Raw genomic sequence first — 19,533 nt, 5'->3', positions numbered from 1 at the left:
TCCGGGTTCAGTTCTTGGACGGAATGCGGGCGACCATGCGCAGCGAGGTCGTCAGTTCTTCCATCTGCAACCAGGGCCGCATCCATGCGACCGCATTGTAGGCGCCGGGTTTGCCCGGCACTTCCTGCACGGTCACCTTGGCGTCGCGCAGCGGATATTTCGCCCGGCTTTCTTCGCCCGCTTCGTCATTGGCGTTGACGTAGTTGGCGATCCAGCGGTTGAGCCAGACTTCGCAGTCGGACGCTTCCATGAAGGAGCCGATCTTGTCGCGGCCCATCACTTTGAGGTAATGCGCGAAGCGCGACGTGGCCATGATGTAGGGCAGGCGGGCCGAAACGGCGGCGTTGGCCGTGGCTTCCGGCTTGTCGTAAAGCTTCGGCTTGTGCGCGGTCTGGGCACCGAAGAACACCGCATAATCCGTGTTCTTGTAGTGGCAGAGCGGCAGGAAGCCGAGCTTGCCGAGTTCGGCGTCGCGGCGGTCGGTAATGCCCACTTCCGTCGGGCATTTGAGATCGAGATCGCCGTCATCGCTGGAGAAGACGTGCATGGGCAGATTTTCCACCCGGCCGCCATTTTCCGCACCGCGGATCGCCGTGCACCAGCCGCTCTTTGCAAAAGCGTCGGTCAGCTTCGTTCCCATGACATAGGCGGCGTTCATCCAGCAATATTCGTCATGCTGCAGGTCGCCATTCACCGCACCCCTGGTTTCGTCATAGGCGAAATCGTCGATCGGGTTGGTTTTCGGGCCATAGGGCATGCGCGCCAGAACACGCGGCAAAGCGAGCGTGACGAAACGGGAATCGTCGCTTTCGCGGAAGCTGCGCCACTTGGCATATTCCACCGTATCGAAGATCTTCTCCAGATCGCGCGGACGGGCGAGATCGCGATAATCCTCGAAGCCGAACATGTGCGGGCTTGCCGCCGAGATGAACGGTGCGAAAGCCGCCGCCGCAATCGATGAGACGCCCTGCAGCAGTTGCACGTCGTCGAAGGAATTGTCGAATTCGTAATCGCCGATGATCGCGCCGAGCGGTTCGCCGCCGGGGGTGCCGAATTCGTCTTCGTAGATCGCCTTGAAGAGGCGCGACTGATCGAATTCCACGGCCTTTTCCAGATCGCGCGCCAGTTCCCGCTTGCCGGCATTCATGACGCGGATCTTCAGGTTGACGCTCGTCTCGGAATTCTTGACGAGATAGTTGAGCCCGCGCCAGGTGCCTTCGAGCTTGGCGAATTCCGGCGCCTGCATGATGGCGGCAAGCTGTTCGGAAATCGTCCGGTCCAGTTCGGCAATGGCGTGGTTGAGGGTGACGGTGAGGTTGCGGTCGTATTTGACCGTTCCCTTCAGCGCCTGGTCTGTCAGCGTGCGCAGAAGATTTTGCGCGCGGTCCGGTTCGGTCTGGCGGGTTGCGGCAACCACCTTGGACAGCAGTCCCTGATCTTCGGCGGTCGTTGCCTGTGCTTCGTTTTTCAGCAGGCTTTCAGCGCTCATGTTTCAGTCCTTCCACATGCGGCTTTGAAAAAATGCCGCTTGAACAGTTGAAGCCCCGCAATCGGGGCCGTTCGGGGAGGTTTTCCTCCGCACAGGCGATTATTTGCTCGCGCCGTTCTTTTCCTTGAGTTCGGAAACCAGCGTTGCGAGATCGGTCTTGTTCTGCAGAATATCTTCCAGCATCCGCTCCAGATCTTCCGAACGGTCGGCCTTGGAAAGCAGGTCGCGCAGTTCGTTGCGGGCGTCCAGAAGCGCCTTGAGGGCGGGAACCTGCTGCACGACGGCGCCGGGTTCGAAATCGTCCATGCTTTCGAACTTCAGGTTGACCTGCATGTCCGTGCCGTCTTTCTGCAGCGTGTTGGCAACGGCAATGTTGAGGCCAGGCGTCATGCGGCGCATCACCTCATCGAAATTGTCGCGGTCGATCTGAACGAATTTGCGCTCGCCGAACGGCTTCAGCGGCTGGGTGGGATTGCCCGAGAAATCGCCGAGAACGCCGACGACGAAGGGCAGTTCCTTGACCACCATCGCGCCTTCGGTTTCGACTTCGTATTTGATGTGGACGCGGGGCTTGCGAACCCGTTCCAGCTTTTCGTGTACACTTGCCATTTCAACCTCCTTGATGCCCCTTGGCATGGCTGACTGTTACGGGACGGCGTTTCCGTCCCTTGCCTCGTTATTTTCCGTTGTTGTCTCCGCCGGGCTTAATCCCGGCGGCCGTCAGAACTGCATTGCGGGCCTGTGCCTCGGGCAGAAGCTCCGCCAGCAGTTCGGAAAAATCCATGCGCCCCCTGCGAACCAGCGTTTCGATGGAAAGAGAGATCGGCGAATGCGGTTCGGTTCGGCGAAAGTAACGCGCAACCGAAAGAAGAGTTTCAAACGCTTCGTCGCGTGAAGATATGCCTTCCGGTGACGTCGCGGCTGTTCGTGCCGCCGGTTGCCCGTTGTCGTTGGTTCCAGGAACCGCGGCCGCCGCCTGCTCGACCGGTGCCGGCTCCTGCTCGCGCCCGCCCAGCGTGCGGATCGCCGCGGCAGCTTCGATGAGCGTGTTGCGGATGTTGGAGCTGGGTGGCGCGGACTGGCCGCAGCGTTCGGAAAGAACCGCCATGATGGCGTCGAAGCTGGAGAGACAGGCGTTGACCTCGGCCAGATGGGAAGACATGGCGGCAACGCCTGCTTCCGATGCCAGCCGATACAGTTCTTCGCGCCGTTTGCTCTCGTTCGGTCGCTGCGCCAGCTGGAAATCCCAGAGGCTGTGCTCTCCAAATTTCCCCCCGGGGATCAGCGGCGCAAGCCGAAGCGGCTGCACAAGCGTTCCCTCGGTGCCGATGCCGTTCAATCCCGCAAAAGGTGCAAATTTTTCCTCATCATTATCATCGCTGATGGAGCGCAATGAGTCCCAGTGGTTGTAAAAAAGATCGCCACAAAGCTCATAGATTTCTCGCAGTCCAGGAAAGCCGCGCAGCCGCAGGCTTGCTTCGGCAAGCCACGCCAATATTTCTATGTCCTTGCTTTCGGAATATATAATCTGCAATCCAAGATTGCTGACACTGTCCCAGCTACTGGAGATCTTTAAGTTATCCTGTGGGGATGCGGCGCGCTCTTCTGTGCGCGCCTGGTTTCTTTCGTCCTTAATTCTATAGTATATTTCACGCGTTCTTGAATCGATGCGGATGTTTTCTCCGCAATCTCCAAAAAATTCTATATCTCTTTTAACATGCGGCGCGTTCAAGAGCAGTCTATCCCCAGAAAATAGTAATGGATTTTTTGTAGTTACTTCCCTTACGTAAGGCTATTCCTCAGACAGACTTATTCAAAATGTGTCTAAATTGTGGCGTCTACTGCCTAATCTAACCCGATAAAAAATAAACTTCGGGGTGGACAACCCGGTTTCATCATCATAGTTATTCCACGTCACGTTGTGGAATGAACCCGGGCAGGAGGCTCATTGCATGTCGCATATCGATCTCAATCGCCTCGTTGAAGCGCTTGAGCCTGACCTGCGCGTCACCCTTGAAGCTGCGGCTTCCGTTGCGGTGCGTATGGGGCACAGGTACGTGGATATCCCGCATTGGCTGCTGGCGGTTGTAGATGCCGGCATCTATGCGAAAACATTCGAGGAATTAAAAATTCCACTTCAGGTATTGCAGGCGGAAATCGGCCGCAGCCTGGAAGAGGCCGTTATCGGCGATGGAGAGGCATTGTCGCTCTCCCAGAACGTCCTGACGGCGGGCCGCGAGGCATGGGTTCTCGCGTCGCTGGAGGCCGGGCGCGACCGCGTGACGCTTTGCGACCTGCTTCTGGCGATGGATGAGGAAACCTCGCTCCGCTCTTTCGTCCGCTCTGCATTTCCGTCGCTGAAGGCGATGGATCGCGCGGCTCTCGAACGCCTTCGCAGTTCGGTTGAAGACAGCAGCGGAAGAGAGGTTCCTTCCGCGGCGGCAGGTGCCGCGCCGGCCGCCGGCCAGAACGATTTTCTGCGCCTTTACACCCAGGACATGACCGCCGACGCCCGGAACGGCAAGGTCGATCCGGTGATCGGGCGCGATGATGAATTGCGCCAACTCGTTGATATTCTTACGCGCCGTCGTCAGAACAACCCTATTCTGGTGGGTGAGGCCGGTGTCGGCAAAACGGCGGTCGCCGAAGCGCTGGCGCTGGAAATCGCTTCCGGAAATGTGCCGGAAAAATTGCGCAACGTCCGCCTGCTGAACCTCGATATTTCGCTGCTGCAGGCCGGCGCCGGCGTGAAGGGTGAGTTCGAGCGCCGTCTTCATGGCGTGATCGATGCGGTAAAACGCTCGGCCGAGCCGGTCATCCTGTTCATCGACGAGGCGCATGGCCTTGTCGGCGCAGGCGGTGCGGCCGGACAGGGCGATGCGGCCAATATTCTCAAGCCCGCTCTCGCACGGGGAGAAGTGCGCACCGTCGCGGCGACGACCTGGAGCGAATACAAGAAATACTTCGAAAAGGATGCGGCGCTGACGCGTCGTTTCCAGCCCGTGCATGTGCGCGAGCCGGATGAGACGACTGCGATCCGCATGTTGCGCGGTGTCGCCGACAGCTTCGTCAGCCATCATAACGTTATCGTTCGTGACGAGGCGATTGTGGCGGCGGTGCAATTATCGGCGCGTTACATGCCGGCGCGGCAATTGCCGGACAAGGCCGTCAGCCTTCTCGATACGGCGGCGGCCGCCGTTTCGCTGGCGCGGCAGACCCTGCCGGAACGGCTGCGTGCCATGGAAAGCGAGCGGCGTCTTCTGACCGATGAGTTGAACTGGCTTCTGCGTGAACCGCAGGATGACGAGATGCAAAGCCGTATCCAGTCGATACGCGACGAAGTCGAGAAGCTTGAGAGCGGGATCGACGATCTGCGCGGCCGTTACGATGCGGAAATGGCTGAACTCAGCGAAGAGCAGCCCGTTGAAACCGGCGCGTCGAATGTGTCGCGCTTGCGGCCTGCGGCTGAGACCAAACCGGCAAATGCCGAAAGACTAGTGCCGACGGTGGTCGATCGTGAAGCGATTGCATCCGTCGTATCGCGCTGGACCGGAATTCCGCTCGGTAAGCTTCTGGCCGACCAAATCGAAAGCGCGCGCACATTGGATGCGCGCATGCGCCAGCGGGTCGTGGGGCAGGATGCTGCAATCGGCCGCATCGCCGATGCCATGCGCACCGCCCGTGCCGGATTGTCCGATCCACGCCGCCCGCCCGCAGTGTTCTTCCTCGTCGGCATGTCCGGAACGGGCAAGACCGAGACGGCGCTGTCGCTGGCCGATCTGCTCTATGGCGGCAATAGCCATCTGACGACGATCAACATGTCGGAGTTCAAGGAGGAGCACAAGGTTTCGCTGCTTCTCGGTTCGCCGCCCGGTTATGTCGGTTTCGGCGAAGGCGGCGTGTTGACGGAAGCGGTGCGCCGCCGGCCGTTCGGCGTTCTCCTTCTCGATGAGATCGACAAGGCCCATCCCGGCGTCCAGGATATTTTCTATCAGGTGTTCGACAAGGGCGTGCTCCGCGATGGCGAAGGCCGCGATGTCGATTTCAAGAACACCACGATCTTCATGACGGCCAATACCGGTTCGGAACTGCTGGCCGCGCTCTCTGCCGATCCGGATACGATGCCGGAAGGCGAGGCGCTGGAAGCGCTGCTGATGCCGGAGCTGACCAGACAGTTCAAGCCCGCATTCCTCGGGCGCACGATCATCCTGCCTTTCATGCCGCTCGGTGCGGAAGAGCTCGCAAGGATCGTGGATATGCAGATCGGCAAGATCAGGGAGCGTGTTCTCGCAACATATGGCGCCGACCTGACCCTTTCCGATGCCGCGCGCGACGCGTTGGTGGCGCGCGCCGGTGCAAGTGAAATTGGCGCACGCGCCATCGACATCATGATCGGCAAGGATCTCCTGCCGCCTCTTTCCAGCTTTTTCCTCGAGAAAGTCATCGCGGGAGAACGCGTGGGCAAGATCGTTGTCGATTTTGGTGAAAACAGGTTCGGCATTCGTGCCGAAGCGGCTGGGGAAACAGATGAATTCGCCGCGTCCGAAGAGGGTGGGGTGGATAAAGTTGCCGCGTCGGATGGGGCTACCCGACGCATGCGGCATTAAACGAAGGGTAACGCGGCCTCGAAGCAAGAGGTCATTTCAGCTACAGGAGCTTACAGCATGCCAATTTATCTGCAGATTGACGGTATCCAGGGCGACGCCACGCATGAGGAACACCGCAAGTGGATGGACATCGAAGCCATTCACTGGAACGTAGCGCGCAACATGAACACGTCTGCCGGTTCTGCTGCAAACCGCGAAGCATCCGAACCGACCATTTCGGAAGTCATTCTGACCAAGGTTAGCGATTCTTCTTCCACCAAGCTTTTCCAGGAAGCCTGCGCTGGCCGCACTGGCAAGCTGGCAACCATCCATCTGGTGACCACGGGCAATCCGGGTAACACCTATATCGAGTATCTGCTGACGAACACACTCATCGCCAGCTACTCGGTGGATTCCAGCGGTGACCGTCCGGTGGAAACCATCAAGCTCAACTTCACCAAGATGGAAGTGAAGTACACGCCGTTCGACGACAACAACTCGCCGCAGTCTCCGATGATCGCCTCTTACGATCTGGCGACGACGAAGGCCGCTTGATAGCGACGCGACCCGGTGCCGGTATTTGCCGGCACCGGAACGTTTTCATTGCAGTTTTGCAGCTCACGTCGTGATGTTTCTCATCCACGTTGGACGAGGCGGGTTTTTCATGCGCTCCCTATATGCGTTTTTTGTTTCCGTGCCGGTTGTTCTGGCTCTGTCCGGTCTTTCGCCGGCGGGTGCCGAGGAACGGACATGGATATTCTCCGGTGCTGAACTCAAGCAGGCCATCGAGGGCAAACTTGCCCCGGAAGTGTCTGATCCGGAAATGCGGCGGCTGGTTTCCGTCGCAAAATCGAGCGCCTATATCGCCGGTGTGGCCGATCTGACAAGCGTATCGGACTGGTGCGGTGCGGGTGCCGTGGCGCCCCATGAACTCACCGACCGGATCTACACCTATCTCGGCGATCTTCCTGCGGAAAAACTGGATGAACAGGCAGCCACTCTCGTGCGGGAGGCGCTCAAGGTCTCCTTTCCCTGTGAGCAGAAAAGTAACTAGTGGGACGAACCATGCGTGTTAACTTTGACACTCTCTATAAGAATTATCCGAGCAGCGACCCGTCGCATCCGAACTATCTCAGCCAGCGTGATCTGTTCACGGAAATCGGCTGGGACGATTTCATCGGCAATCCGAACTATCACAATACCTGCGCCATCCGCGTCAGCATCGCTTTCGTGAAGTCGGGCATCAACATCGTGCCCGCCTCGCACCGCATCCAGAAGGGCCCCCATGCCGGTAAGGGCATAGAGGTGAACATGCGCCGTCTTGCCAACCTTATGAAGCGGACGAGCTATCTTAGCGAACCCGAGCCTTTCACTCCCGCGACGGCGCGCAACGGCATCGGTGCGCGCAACGGTGTCGTGGCGTTCAACAATATCCCCGGTTACACCGGCGGCGGTCATATCGATCTTGTGCGCGGCGGCTCCGAAGCCACCCAGTGCGCATCGGCCTGCTACTACAATTCGGAAACGATCTGGTTCTGGCCCCTGCAGTCCAGCCGCGGGTCCTGATTAGGAGTATCCCATGAACGACCAGCCGTCTTTTTCCGATTTCGTTCAGGCGAGCCGCGTTTTGAAGGTGTCTTCGCCACTTGGCGAAGACCAGCTTCTGCCAGAGCGCCTGTCCGTCGAGGAGGGCGTATCGCAGCTCTTCGACATTCGTCTGACGGTGCGTGCGAAGAAGGAAGCGGTCAAGCCCGAAGAACTGATCGGACGGCTGGTCGATATCTCCATCGAAATAAGCCAGGGCGACGGCGATGGCGGCGGTGTTCGCCGCCCCTTCAACGGCCTGGTGACGGAACTGCATGAGGGCCCGCCGATCACACGCGGGATGCGCTCCTATGCACTGACCATCCGCCCGCAAATGTGGCTGCTGTCGCGCCGGTCGGATTGCCGTATCTGGATGGACAAGACGGCGGTGGAGGTCGTCGAGACGCTGTTTTCCGAACACGGCATTCCCGCTCCCGATACATCGGGCATCATTTCTCCGCCGCCTGCACAGCATTACAGCGTACAATGGAACGAGACCGATCTCGATTATCTCACCCGCCGTTTCGAAGAGGACGGCCTGTTCTACTGGTTCAGCCACGAGGATGGTTCCCACAAGCTGCATGTGGCCGATAGCGCCAGCGGCTGGCTTGGGCCGTCACCGGCTGCCCAGGGGGAGGGGACGGTGCGCCTGGCGCAGGGGTCGTCGGATCGCAACCACATCAACGACTGGGCGCGGCGTTTTTCCTATGTCTCGGGCCAGCGTGCGGGTGCCGACTGGAATTTCGAGACACCGGGCATGGTGCCGGGCACGATGACGCCGTCGCTGGTGCAGATGCCGGATGCGACGAAACGCGAGCTTTACGAATATCCGGCCCGCATCAAGACGGTGGAAGAGGCCGAGCGGGCGCAAAAACTGCGCACCCAGTCCATCGAAGCCGATCATGACCGGGTTTTCGGTTCGTCGACTTCGCGCATTCTGGAGGCAGGCCGCCGTTTCACGCCTTACGAGGTCGCCCATCCCGAACACGCCTATGAAGAGCATGTGATCATCAGGGCAAGCCACAATATCGTCGACCTTTCCTATGAGACCAATGGCAACGAGCCGGAATACCGCAATCACTTCGAGGCAATTCCCGCCCGTGTGCCGCTGACGCCGCACCGGTCAACAAAACGCCCGCGTATCGAAGGCACGCAGGTGGCGATCGTCGCCGGCCCTGAAGGCGAAGAAATCCATCCTGACCAATATGGCCGCATCAAGCTGTGGTTCCCGTGGGACCGCAAGGCGAAGAAGGATGGCACGGATACCTGCTGGGTGCGGGTCAGCCAGGCATGGGGCGGCGGCACATGGGGTGCGCAGGTCATTCCGCGCATCGGCATGGAGGTGATGGTCGCCTTTGTCGATGGCGACCCGGATAAGCCGCTGGTCATCGGCGTGGTCAACAATCCGGCCAATTCCGTGCCTTACGACCTGCCGGCCAACAAGACACGCATGGTGCTGCGTTCCAACAGCCACAAGGGCGACGGTTTCAACGAAATCACCTTCGAGGATGAGGCCGGCAAGGAAAACCAGTTCTTCCACGCCCAGAAGGACCAGACGACGCGGGTATTGAATGACCGAACCAAGCGCATCGACCGGCATGAGGTCGCCTCGGTCGGCGGCAACCGCGCGGTGGAAGTTTCCGGCAACCAGAAACACGAGATCGGCGGCTCGGTGAACACCGTCGTCGGCGGCACGGGGCCGATGGCGATGATGGCGATGGCGGGCGTGCAGGCGCTCTCCGGACAAACGGCCGGCCTTCTTTCGCAGGCCGCCCAGATCGCCGGCGGCGGTGGCCCGGGTGTCGCGGCCTTCGCCACCACGCTCGCCTCATCCGCACTCGGCTTCCTTGGCGCCGGCGGTCTTTCCTCGCGTGAGGGTGTCGTTTCCGGCTCAAGCCCGCGTGCGGATGCGGGTACGGCGCTTGCCGGCTCCGGCTCGGGGGTCGGTTCCGATGCTTCGGGATTGTTTCCGCTGCCGGGCATCATGAACACGATCGTCAGCACGTTCAAATCCGACAGCGTCGGTGTGGCGCGGGCTGAACAGATCGGGGTCAGCAAGGTTACGAATGTAGGCCAGACGTCGCTGGAGAGCGTCGGAAAGTTCAAGAAGATTGCAGTCGGTGAAGAGTTCGTCATCGAATGCGGTGATTCCAAGTTCATCATGAAGGCGAATGGCGAGGTCATCATTCTTGGCAAGACCTTCAACTTCGTGGCGACGGATCATTTTCAGCTTCGCGGCAAGCCGATCGATCTGAACTGAGGGAGGCCGGGTCTTGGAACTTCAGAACCGCCTGCCGTTTCCCGCCATGGCTTTCCGTCAGTTCGATGCCGAAGGAGAGCTCGATTGTATCGTCTCCGTGCGTGCAACATTCATGCATGCTCAGGGCGGTTCGCTGGATGTCGCAGCCGAGCAGGAAAGTTTCCAGTGGGAGGATGCCTATGAGGGCGATCCGCACCAGACCGTCCTCCTGCGCCAAAGCGATCTTACCCCGGACAAGCCCGGCACGGATATAACCTTTCTCGGGAATGCGTGGTCTGCGAGTGGCGAGCCGGAGAAATCCTGGCGTGCCTCCATCCGCGTTGGCGGAATTTTCAAGGAAATTGAGGTTTTCGGCAGACGCTTCTGGCAACCTGTCGTTAAGGAGAAATGGGCAGGTTTTTCCGCCAGGGAAGCCAAACGTGTCATAGCGGATTGGAAACTGAGCGATCCTGAACCGACTAGAAACGTGGCCATATGCTGGCGCAACGCTTATGGCGGCGCGATCCCCGGCACAGGTGACGCGGGGACGGAAACACCGATTGACGTGGAGCGCCGAAACCCGCTTGGGTGCGGCATCGTCAATCTTGAGATGCCTGCCGACGCCGGGCCTGTTCCAGCTCCGCAGATCGCTGCCGTTGGTGAGCATTCCGATTGGCGGAGCACGCCGGAACCGCAGGGATTTGGGCTCGTTTCGCCTTGGTGGCAGTTCCGTCAGCAGTATTCCGGAACTTATGACGACGGTTGGCGGGAGGAGAGGCACCCCCTCTTGCCGCGTGATTTTGATCCACGCTTCTGGCAGGCGGCCCATCCTGATCTCATCGCGACGCCTCACCTCAAGGGTGACGAGAACTACGAGCTCGTTAACCTGAGTTCTGAGCATCCGATCACGAAAGGCTCGTTGCCTGGCCTTACCCTCGGTGTCCATTGCTCTCGCGAAGATCGGGATGAATGGCATGTGCTGAAGCTCGATGGCGTGCAATTCGACTGGCGCAATGATGGACGGGTGCTTCTGACCTGGCGCATCAGGTTTCCTCTTCCCGATGCCGGTGAAACAAAACTTACCCTGACGCGCGTTCGTCTGAAGTCGCCCGAAACCGAAGCGGCTCTGACCGAGAGGGAGACAGCATGAGCATCCCCCGCGACAATTATATCGGAGAGCCCCAATATCCCGGCACATGGACCACGGGGACACCGCGTGAGGGACTGCGTGACATCGATGAGGCGCGTATCGTCTCTTTGGCACCTGATGTATGCCTGACACCGGTTGGCTCGTCGGTGGTGCCTATTCCCTATCCGGTCGTGGATTTTTGCGGCCATGATAAAAACTATACGCCGTCTGTTCGGTTCACCGGCAAAAAGGCGATGGTGATGCGTTCGTGTACGACACATGTGCACGGCGACGCGCCCGGTAGCCGCAAGGGGGTAAAATCCGGCACGGTGGAAAGCATCTGCGAACCCATCGGGCATGCTGATCAGGTGCGTGCCGAAGGCTCGCATGTCATTCGCCACCTCGATCGTTTTTATATGAACAGCAGGAATACCCAGGGTGAGGCGATCTTCGTCCGCAGCACGCAGACCTATGATCCTCCCAAGGACGATGATCCGGTGCGGGGATCGCTCCGATGGCAGGACGGGTCGGACGAAGGCCGGGTTATGAGCGATGCGTCGCCCGAGCCGTTTAAAGAGGGCGAGAAATACGCTTATGCGGGATCGGCTGCCGCAGCGACGACTGGGGCAGCTCAAAACTCTGCGCAAGCACTTCGCGGAGGAATGCCGGCGACAAGGCCGACTGTCCCCCAGACTGTTCCTCGTGGTCCGGGAAGGGTGATAACCCCGGGACCCGCCCGAGCGCCTCAGTGGTATCGTACCCCGCCTCACAGGGTTGTGAGCGATCTTGCAAAAGTTGGCCGTCTCGCGAGGGTGGGCATTTGGGCCCGCCGCCTAAATGTCATCGGGATATTATCAAGCGTCCTTATCCCCGATAATGGTGCAAATCTGTCTGACGTCGTCCCACGGGACGATCAGGAGCGGCGGATCAAAGAAATGTTCGACGAGGGTATCGACGCCGGACATGACAGCTGGGAGATGCGGGATTGGGCGATGGAGGAGCTCCGTCGACATCGGCAGCGAGTGCGTGAGGAACCAGAAAGTCGGCCGCAGGCATTACCCCAGAGCGAAACCGTACGTGTCTCCGATCGGGACGAATACCGCAAGAAGTGTCAGGTCGACCGTTACGGCAAGATGAAGAGCGTCTGCGGTCAGTACGGCATGCAGGCTCACCATATAGTTCCGGACTGGACGCTTCGTTATGGCGCGAGAGAGGAGGCCGATAAGCGCATTCCGAATATGCCCAGCCTTAATGATGGTATGGCTATATGTGTTATTGGCAATGCCCGGGTAGAGCAAACCGAGCACTGGGGTGGTCATCTGGCGGACAAGGCGATCGAAAATGCCGGTAGAAATTCAACGCCACCTTTCACTGCACCCTTACATAAAGTAGTTCAGGCGTCGGCCCAGGCTATGATAAGCGTGAGGCCCGATTGTGCAAAAGAGATTATGGCGGCCCTGACGACCCAATATGCTGGAAAAAATCCGTTCCAGCTTTTACGAGCTAAACAATATCCTCCCCTTCCTGAAGAAACCATATCGGCTTTGAAGTCTGGAGCTGTTGAAGGAGCGACCAGAAAACCATGAAAACCAAGCTGCCTATCGATTTTACGAGAGCATATGCGAGGTCGGGCAAAACGCTCGCCGTTGTCGCAACGAGAGACAATGCTGAACCTTTCGATCCTGATGGCCGATTTTACCGGTATGATCGTGACGACGTGCCGCCGCAGGACTGGACGTATTCCGACTTCGGTTTCCATATTCAAAGCATGACTGTGTATCATAGCGCTGAGCACGCTACGCCAGATGGTTATTTCGTTTTGCTGTCGTCGGAGGGTGACGTTTATCACACCTACTGGAAGGAGAATTTTCAAGAGAAAATTCAGGGAGCCGGTAGTTGGAGTGACGATTCGAAAGGCTATGGGCGTCTCACTCGCATCCGCGAGATCGGGCAACACCTATATGCCTGCGGAGAGGGGGGGCAAATCTATGTTCGCAAGGGGAACAATGATTGGCGTCTCCTGACCGATAAATTGTTGCTGAACCCAAATGCGCAGGAGGAAGCAAAGCCTGAAAAAGAGCCGGAATTTCTTTCTCCGGAATGGCAGGAATGGGTCACTCGGTCGGCCCTCAATCCAGCCTCCCGCGATATACTGTTCTTTGACATAAACGGGTTGTCGGAAGAAGCCATCTATCTTTGCGGGGAGGAGGGGCCCGGTACCAAACCGGTCCTTTGTTTCTGGGATGGTCATGAGTTGCACGAACTGAAAATTCCAATTCCGGTAGCCGCTTTGACCGGAATTTACATCGAGAATCCTGACAGTGTCTGGATATGTGGGAGAGAAGGTGTTCTCATACACGGAAGTCACACACGGGGATTTTCGCCTGTCGCATTACGGCAGCAGCATAATCTCTTTCACATGATCACTCCGTATCGGGAAAAACTCGTCATGGCGGCGAGCGTTCGTCCCGGCGGTCTTTATGAGTATGATCCCAAGACAGGAGGTTTTGGCAGATTTGATCCTCCTCTTCCGCGCTTGAGCAATCGTGATGATAACGAATCTATCGACAATGGTCCGTTTTTTGCGCAGGTGATCGAAAACGTGCTTTGGGTCGTCGCATCGAAAGATGTTTTCCGCTTCGATGGTGCGGCTTGGGAGCGGATAGAGCACCCAGATCTCTGAGTTGCGAGCTTTCGAAGGCTTCGAATGTTATTGATGCGTCGGGGTCTGCCTGAGGCCTTCTAAAATCGCAGCAACGTGGACCGGGAGGGAAATAGCATGAGCCTCCCCCCGACAAACTACAGCGGCGAACCACAATGCCGAGACACATGGGCTACCGGGACGCTGCAATAGGGCTGCATGTCCTTGATGAGGCACGTATCATCTCTTTGGCGCTTGATGTATCCCTGACTCAGGTTGGCTCATCGGTGATGTCTATTCCGACGCTGGGGAAGTTTTACTTGGAGAGGGCATCGGAGCTTACCACCAGGCCTTGTTTGGATTTTTGAGAGCTGTGGATTTGGTGCGATGTTTGGGACTCGCCTGGCCCGAAAGAAACGCACCGACATCCTCTTCCCGAAGCGGCGGCGCATAGATATAGCCCTGCACCAGCGTGGCGCCGAGGCCTTGGAGTGCGGTAAGCTCGGCTGGTGTTTCCACCCCTTCCACCACGCATTCCAGTCCCATGTCGCGGCTGAGGGTTAGAAGGGATTTCACGATTTTGTAGCTGGCCGGTTTTTCGTGCAGGTCCGTGACGAAGCTGCGGTCGATCTTGATCTTGGTCAGCGGCAATGCATGCAGTCGTGTCAGGCTGGAATAGCCGGTGCCGAAATCGTCCAGCGATATGCCGCAGCCGAGACGGCGCAGCATTTCGACCGATTGCCTGACCTGTTCGAAATCATGGGCAAAAGCCGTCTCGGTAATTTCAAGGTCCAGCCGTCGTGCATCGAAGCTGCTGTTTTCGATGATGCCGAGCAGGGAAAGCACGCCCTCATGGGAATTGAGGTCCTGGGCCGAAAGATTGAACGACAGGCGCAGGGAGGTTTCCCATTTGGCGGCGGAGGCGAGCGCCATCTTGAGAAGCGGCCGCGTCAGCGAGCCGACGATGCCGGCCCGTTCCGCGATGGGGAAGAACTGGCAAGGCGGCACATGTCCGAGAACCGGGCTGTGCCAGCGCGCCAGCGCTTCAAAACCTGCCGTCCTTCCGTCGCGTATATCGACGATCGGCTGGAATACGACCGAAAGCTCGTTTTCCATATCCCGCTGTTTGAGCAGGTGCTCGACGCGGGCTTCGATATTGATCTGCTTTTCGTGCTCCGCATCGAACAAAACGGCATCGCCACGCCGGGTTTTCTTAGCGTGGTAAAGGGCATAATCCGCCCTGTCGAAAAGCTGTTCAAGCGTGGAGGCGAGGTTCGGAAACACGGCAATTCCCATGGAAGCGGAAACATGCACAGTTCCTTCCGGCATATGGTAAGGCGCCCTCAACTGCTCGGAGATCGCATTGGCATTTGCGACGAGTTGCGCGTCATCCGGTATGATCGGGGCGACGATGGCGAATTCGTCACCGCCCAGTCGAAAGGCCCTGCTGGCTTTCAGATTGGCGGTAAGGCGTTTGCTGACATTGACAAGCAGCCTGTCTCCCACGGAGTGCCCGTAAAGATCGTTGACGGGCTTGAACCCGTCCAGATCGATCACACCCAGCGCCAGCCGGGTTCCGTTGGCCCTGGCTTTTTCGAGTTCGGCTTCAAGGTGGGCGAAAAAGGCGCGGCGGTTGGGCAGTTCCGTCAGGCTGTCGATATTGGCAAGCAGCAGGTTTTCGTTGCTGAGCGCTTCCGTGCGCTGTTGTGAAATGACCATGCGCTCGAAATTGCGGTAGTTGGTCAGCAGAATGGACATCATGCCGGTGCAGACCAGCAAAACGTTGATGGCGATGGCAACAAATGTCGGTTGCTGCGAGGCCAGAAAGAAGGCGATGAAGGCGCCATTGACGATGAGCGTCACCATGAAGGCGGCCGAACGCACATACATCAGACAGAAAATGCAGGAAATGACGGTAATCGCCATATAGAAGGCGACGTGGGATTGCGTATAGGCATCTCCATAGGGCACCAGCAGGAAAGACCAGAGCGTGAATGCCATGGCGATGCCGGCAGCGAGGCGATTCGTGCGCCGAAGGGCTGCATGCGCCACCCGCGGTTCGGGATCCATGCCGCGCGTCCTCCACCAGAAGGCGACCCTGAGCGTGCAGCCGAGTGTGAAGAGGGCGGGAACTCCAACGGTGAGCCAAAGCGGCGCCAATCGCATATGCGTCACGGCAAGCGCCCATGTGCTTGAAAGCAGGATGAAATACATCATCGGCATCTGTCGGGTGAAAGCGCGGTACTGTGCTTTCAGCAGATCAGGATTGTCGGACCGGACGGACATGAAGTCCTGCAGTTTTTGTGTGGCGGTCAGTATTTTCATTCATGGCTCTTCAAATACAGAGCGGCATTCGTAACATAATTCCCGTTACATCATTGGAAATACACACGGTTAACCGACAGACAACTACATCAACCGCAAGATGCAGGTGCTTCGCTTCGCAACATTCCAATGTTTTCAGTATTAAATGTTTCCTGCGGGGATATTCCTGATCGGGGAGGAAGCTCTTTGCTTCATGCCATGAGTTGCGACGAATCCATTCAATTGGCATGGTCGGCCCGCCCGCTTCCAATGTTCATCCGCTCCTTTTCAACGCCCCTTGAAAAGTTTGAACGCGCGTGCAATATGAACGCGTGTTCAAACTTTGAGAAATGGTTCTTGCGCATGGATTCGATCCACTATCCCGATACATTGGCGGCGCGTGCCGAATTGTGCCGCAGCGTTATTCTTTCCGCCGGAGAGCTGGTGCTGAAAGGTTTTCAGGGCGAGGCGACGCGCAGCTTTTCGATGAAGGGGCCGCAGGATTTTCTGACGGTGACGGATGCTGCCTCCGAAGCGCATATTCGCGGCGCGATCATGGCCGCTTTCCCGGAAGACAGTTTTTTCGGAGAAGAGGGCGGCGGCGAGATCGGTGAGCGCGTCTGGGTCGTGGATCCCATCGACGGCACCGCCAATTTTGCCCGTGGCATTCCGCATTTCTGCATCTCCATCGCCTATGTCGAAAACGGCCAGACCGAAATCGGGGCGATCTATAGTCCCGCCCTTGGCGAGCTTTATTTCGCCCGCCGCGGCGAGGGAGCGACGCGCAACGGGCAACCGATCAGGACTGCGGAAACGGAGCGCTTCGATGCCGCTTCGATCGAGATGGGGTGGTCCACCCGCATCGCGAATGCGACCTATCTCGATGTCGTCAGGAACCTGCTCGATATGGGCGCCAATGTCCGCCGCGCCGGCTCCGGCGCGCTGGCGCTTGCCTATGTGGCTGATGGCCGTTCCGATGGCTATCTCGAATTGCACATGAATTCATGGGATTGTCTTGCGGGGCTGCTACTCGTCAGCGAAGCTGGCGGCGATGTGTGCCCTTTTCTGGAGATTGGCAGTCTCAGGGATGGCGGGCCGGTGCTGGCCGCAGCAGCCGGTGTTGCCAAAGGCGTCAGCCAGGCATCGAATATAGCGCTCGCCGCGCGGCAGCTGTCGGATCGTCCGCGGGCGGTATCGGCGTGATTTATGGCGGAGGCCCTTTCGCTGAGGGGGCCTCGTGCTTCATGCATGTGGAGGAATGAAATGGATGGACCCGTTTATGCCCGGCCCGCAATCAGTCTGATTGCGGAAGGGCTCGGCCCGCACAATGCCGCGCTTTACATTGGCGGCAGCGATGGTGCGAGCGATCTCGGGCTCCTGCGCCGGCATGGCATCACCACTGTCGTCAATTGCGCCGTCAATCTGGATATCAATCTCGTGCAGGCGGTGGCGGAAGAGGGCGACAGGCGCGCCGTGGGTTATGGCAATATCCGTTATTACAAGCTGGGCCTTATCGATGGTGAGGGCAGCCCCGACACCATGATGCTGGGCGCCTATTACATTCTCGACGGCGCGCTTCGCCAGACCATGCCGAAGCGGGAAACCTATCCCTTTGCAGATGGCGGCAATGTGCTCGTCAATTGTCGCAGCGGCCGCAGCCGTTCCGTCTCACTGGTGGCGCTTTTCCTGCACAAGCAGCAGCCGGATCTCTATCCGACCCTCGACGATGCGCTGGCCGTGATCCGCACGAAACGGGAATTGCGGCCTGACGAATGGTTCGAGACGCCGAAACCGATGCTTTACGCCGCCGCCCGCCGTGCTTCCGACTGGATCGACATGGTCGAGGGCAGAAAGACCGCTCAATCATGCTGACACGCACGCTTCCCTCCGTTGCCGTCATCGCAGACGCGCATTTCCATGACACGGCAGCCGATTTCGGATTTCCCGGCATCGAAATCGACGGTCAGCGCATCACCATGCGCAGCTGGTCGGATACGCGTGAATCCACCCGAGTTTTCAACGAAAGCGCCGATGCATTGCATGCGGCGCTGGAAGAGGTGCGGCAGCGCGGCATTCGCCATGTGGTGCTGCTTGGCGACTATACCGATGATGGCCAACGGGTAACGACCGAAACGCTGAAGGGCATCCTGCAACGCCACAGCGACGCCCACGGCACGGCCTTCTACGCATTGCCCGGAAACCACGATATTTTCGGCCCGCGCGGCCGGCACCATACCAAGGAGTTCCTGACGGAGAACGGCAAATGCCTTTCCGTTTCAAGCGATGCCCGGCGGGCCGGTGAGCGCGTTGTCGTGAGCGACGGGATGTATTGCGAAGGTTATCCTGCGGGCCTTGGCCCGATGGCGGCTTTCGGTTATTTCCGCCAGCCGGATTATCTGCATTGGGAAACCCCTTTCGGTGTTTCCGATGCGCCGGAGGACCGGCTGTACGCGGTGCGCTCACCCGATGGGCGCAATGTCTACCGCCTGATGGATGCCTCCTATCTGGTCGAGCCGGAGCCGGGTCTGTGGCTACTGATGATCGACGCCAATATTTTCGAGCCGCTTGATGGTGAGTTCGAAGCGGGCGAGGAGGCGGCTTTTATCGACAGCACCTCCGGTGGCTGGAATGCGCTTTTGCGCTGCAAGCCCTTCCTCATCGACTGGATCGCTGATGTGCGCCGCAGGGCGGAGCTGCACGGCAAGACATTGCTCGGCTTTTCCCACTATCCGGCGCTCGATCCTTTCGATGGCGCAAGCGGTGCGGAAGGCGCCCTGTTCGGTGAAACCAATGTCGTGCGCCGCACGCCGCGCAAGGCGGTGGAGGATACGCTGTTACAGGCCGGGCTTGCCGTTCATTTCAGCGGGCACCTGCACGTGGAAGGCGTGACCCGTCGCGGGGAAGGCGAAAACTCGCTCACCAATATCGCCGTGCCGTCGCTCGTCGCCTTTCCGCCCGCCTTCAAGGTCGTCCACCCGTCGCGGCAGGCAATCCTTGTCGAGACGGTGGAGATGGCCGCTCTGCCGGTCAATGGCCGCATTTGCGATGGTTATGCACAGGAAACCGCACTGACGGGCGAGGCGACCGACCGGGCTTTCGCCGCCGGCAATTACGGTGAATTTCTGCTGGGCCACAAGCGGGCGCTGATCAGGCACCGTTATTTCCCCAGGGAATGGCCGGCCGAGGTCGTCACGGCAATCGCCGATAAAAGCGTTCGGGAGGTTCTCGGCCTGCTTGGAGGGGAAGGCCGATCTTCGTCCGATGCTGCTGTCCTTTCCTTGGACCTGCCGATGTTCGAGCTGATCGCCGACTGGTATTGCCTGCGCCAGGGCGCAGGTCTGGCACTGCCGCACATCGCGCCGCAACGGCTTTCCCTTTACCGAATGCTGGCGGAGCGCTTCGGCCGAGAGCCGGATCGTCACGATGGTTCGGTCGAAAGCTTTCTCGAAATCTTCTTCGGAGCCCTCGGCCTGTTTCTCGAGCGTGCCGAAGGCAGCCCGCGCGATCTGGAGCTTGGGCTTGTACCGCAGCATGAACGGGTTGCGGTTTGATCTGAGGTGT

15 protein-coding genes are annotated in these 19,533 nt (G+C 58.8%); 11 read left to right on the top strand and 4 right to left on the bottom strand.

Annotated features, from left to right (window positions below; genetic code table 11):
* Positions 1-7: 7 nt before the first annotated feature.
* From tssC to tssA, 3 genes are all read right to left on the bottom strand, one after another.
* Positions 8-1,489 carry a type VI secretion system contractile sheath large subunit gene (gene tssC / locus L904_RS05640; RefSeq protein ID WP_035263814.1) on the bottom strand — a complete coding sequence of 494 codons (1,482 nt, stop codon included), beginning with the start codon at positions 1,487-1,489 and terminating at the stop codon, positions 8-10.
* Between the two features lie 99 nt (positions 1,490-1,588).
* Positions 1,589-2,098, bottom strand: coding sequence for a type VI secretion system contractile sheath small subunit (tssB, locus tag L904_RS05635; protein WP_035263819.1), 510 nt, complete (start codon positions 2,096-2,098; stop codon positions 1,589-1,591).
* A gap of 67 nt (positions 2,099-2,165) precedes the next feature.
* Positions 2,166-3,221 (bottom strand): type VI secretion system protein TssA, encoded by a 1,056-nt coding sequence (gene tssA, locus L904_RS05630; RefSeq protein WP_080707348.1) that lies wholly within the window; start codon positions 3,219-3,221, stop codon positions 2,166-2,168.
* A gap of 220 nt (positions 3,222-3,441) precedes the next feature.
* Here tssA and tssH point away from each other — a divergent pair, with 220 nt between their 5' ends.
* The 8 genes from tssH (at position 3,442) to L904_RS05590 (ending at position 13,710) form a co-directional block, all read left to right on the top strand.
* Positions 3,442-6,096, top strand: a complete 2,655-nt coding sequence (gene tssH, locus L904_RS05625) for a type VI secretion system ATPase TssH (protein ID WP_059762484.1) — start codon at positions 3,442-3,444, stop codon at positions 6,094-6,096.
* A gap of 57 nt (positions 6,097-6,153) precedes the next feature.
* On the top strand, positions 6,154-6,630 hold the full coding sequence (locus L904_RS05620; protein ID WP_003504561.1) for an Hcp family type VI secretion system effector: 477 nt from the start codon (positions 6,154-6,156) through the stop codon (positions 6,628-6,630).
* 109 nt (positions 6,631-6,739) lie between these two features.
* On the top strand, positions 6,740-7,129 hold the full coding sequence (locus tag L904_RS05615) for a Rap1a/Tai family immunity protein (RefSeq protein WP_035260955.1): 390 nt from the start codon (positions 6,740-6,742) through the stop codon (positions 7,127-7,129).
* A gap of 11 nt (positions 7,130-7,140) precedes the next feature.
* A complete protein-coding gene (locus tag L904_RS05610; protein WP_035260951.1) occupies positions 7,141-7,641 on the top strand; it encodes a type VI secretion system amidase effector protein Tae4 in 501 nt (166 codons plus the stop codon).
* Positions 7,642-7,654: 13 nt separating this feature from the next.
* Positions 7,655-9,919 (top strand): type VI secretion system tip protein TssI/VgrG, encoded by a 2,265-nt coding sequence (gene tssI / locus L904_RS05605; protein ID WP_035260949.1) that lies wholly within the window; start codon positions 7,655-7,657, stop codon positions 9,917-9,919.
* Positions 9,920-9,932: 13 nt separating this feature from the next.
* The gene (locus L904_RS05600; protein WP_035260947.1) at positions 9,933-11,048 is read left to right on the top strand and encodes a DUF2169 domain-containing protein; all 1,116 of its coding nucleotides are present in this window, start codon (positions 9,933-9,935) and stop codon (positions 11,046-11,048) included.
* Positions 11,045-12,613, top strand: coding sequence for a DUF4150 domain-containing protein (locus L904_RS28055; protein WP_080707243.1), 1,569 nt, complete (start codon positions 11,045-11,047; stop codon positions 12,611-12,613). Before L904_RS05600 ends, L904_RS28055 begins: the two co-directional genes overlap by 4 nt.
* Positions 12,610-13,710, top strand: coding sequence for a hypothetical protein (locus L904_RS05590; protein WP_035260945.1), 1,101 nt, complete (start codon positions 12,610-12,612; stop codon positions 13,708-13,710). The genes L904_RS28055 and L904_RS05590 overlap by 4 nt, the downstream gene beginning before the upstream one ends.
* Positions 13,711-14,007: 297 nt before the next feature.
* Here L904_RS05590 and L904_RS05585 read toward each other — a convergent pair whose 3' ends face one another.
* Positions 14,008-15,993, bottom strand: a complete 1,986-nt coding sequence (locus L904_RS05585) for a bifunctional diguanylate cyclase/phosphodiesterase (RefSeq protein ID WP_020811118.1) — start codon at positions 15,991-15,993, stop codon at positions 14,008-14,010.
* Between the two features lie 342 nt (positions 15,994-16,335).
* Between L904_RS05585 and L904_RS05580 the strand changes: the two genes are divergently transcribed.
* From L904_RS05580 to L904_RS05570, 3 genes are read left to right on the top strand one after another with little or no spacing between them, the layout of a single operon-like run.
* On the top strand, positions 16,336-17,175 hold the full coding sequence (locus tag L904_RS05580; RefSeq protein ID WP_020811117.1) for an inositol monophosphatase family protein: 840 nt from the start codon (positions 16,336-16,338) through the stop codon (positions 17,173-17,175).
* 60 nt (positions 17,176-17,235) lie between these two features.
* Positions 17,236-17,844: a dual specificity protein phosphatase gene (locus L904_RS05575; protein WP_031234050.1), complete on the top strand. Its 609-nt coding sequence runs from the start codon at positions 17,236-17,238 to the stop codon at positions 17,842-17,844.
* The gene (locus tag L904_RS05570; protein WP_020811115.1) at positions 17,838-19,523 is read left to right on the top strand and encodes a metallophosphoesterase; all 1,686 of its coding nucleotides are present in this window, start codon (positions 17,838-17,840) and stop codon (positions 19,521-19,523) included. Before L904_RS05575 ends, L904_RS05570 begins: the two co-directional genes overlap by 7 nt.
* Positions 19,524-19,533: the final 10 nt, after the last annotated feature.

This window comes from Agrobacterium sp. LY4 (assembly GCF_001526585.1).
Taxonomy (GTDB): domain Bacteria; phylum Pseudomonadota; class Alphaproteobacteria; order Rhizobiales; family Rhizobiaceae; genus Agrobacterium; species Agrobacterium leguminum.
This window is presented reverse-complemented; position numbering and strand designations above follow the sequence as displayed.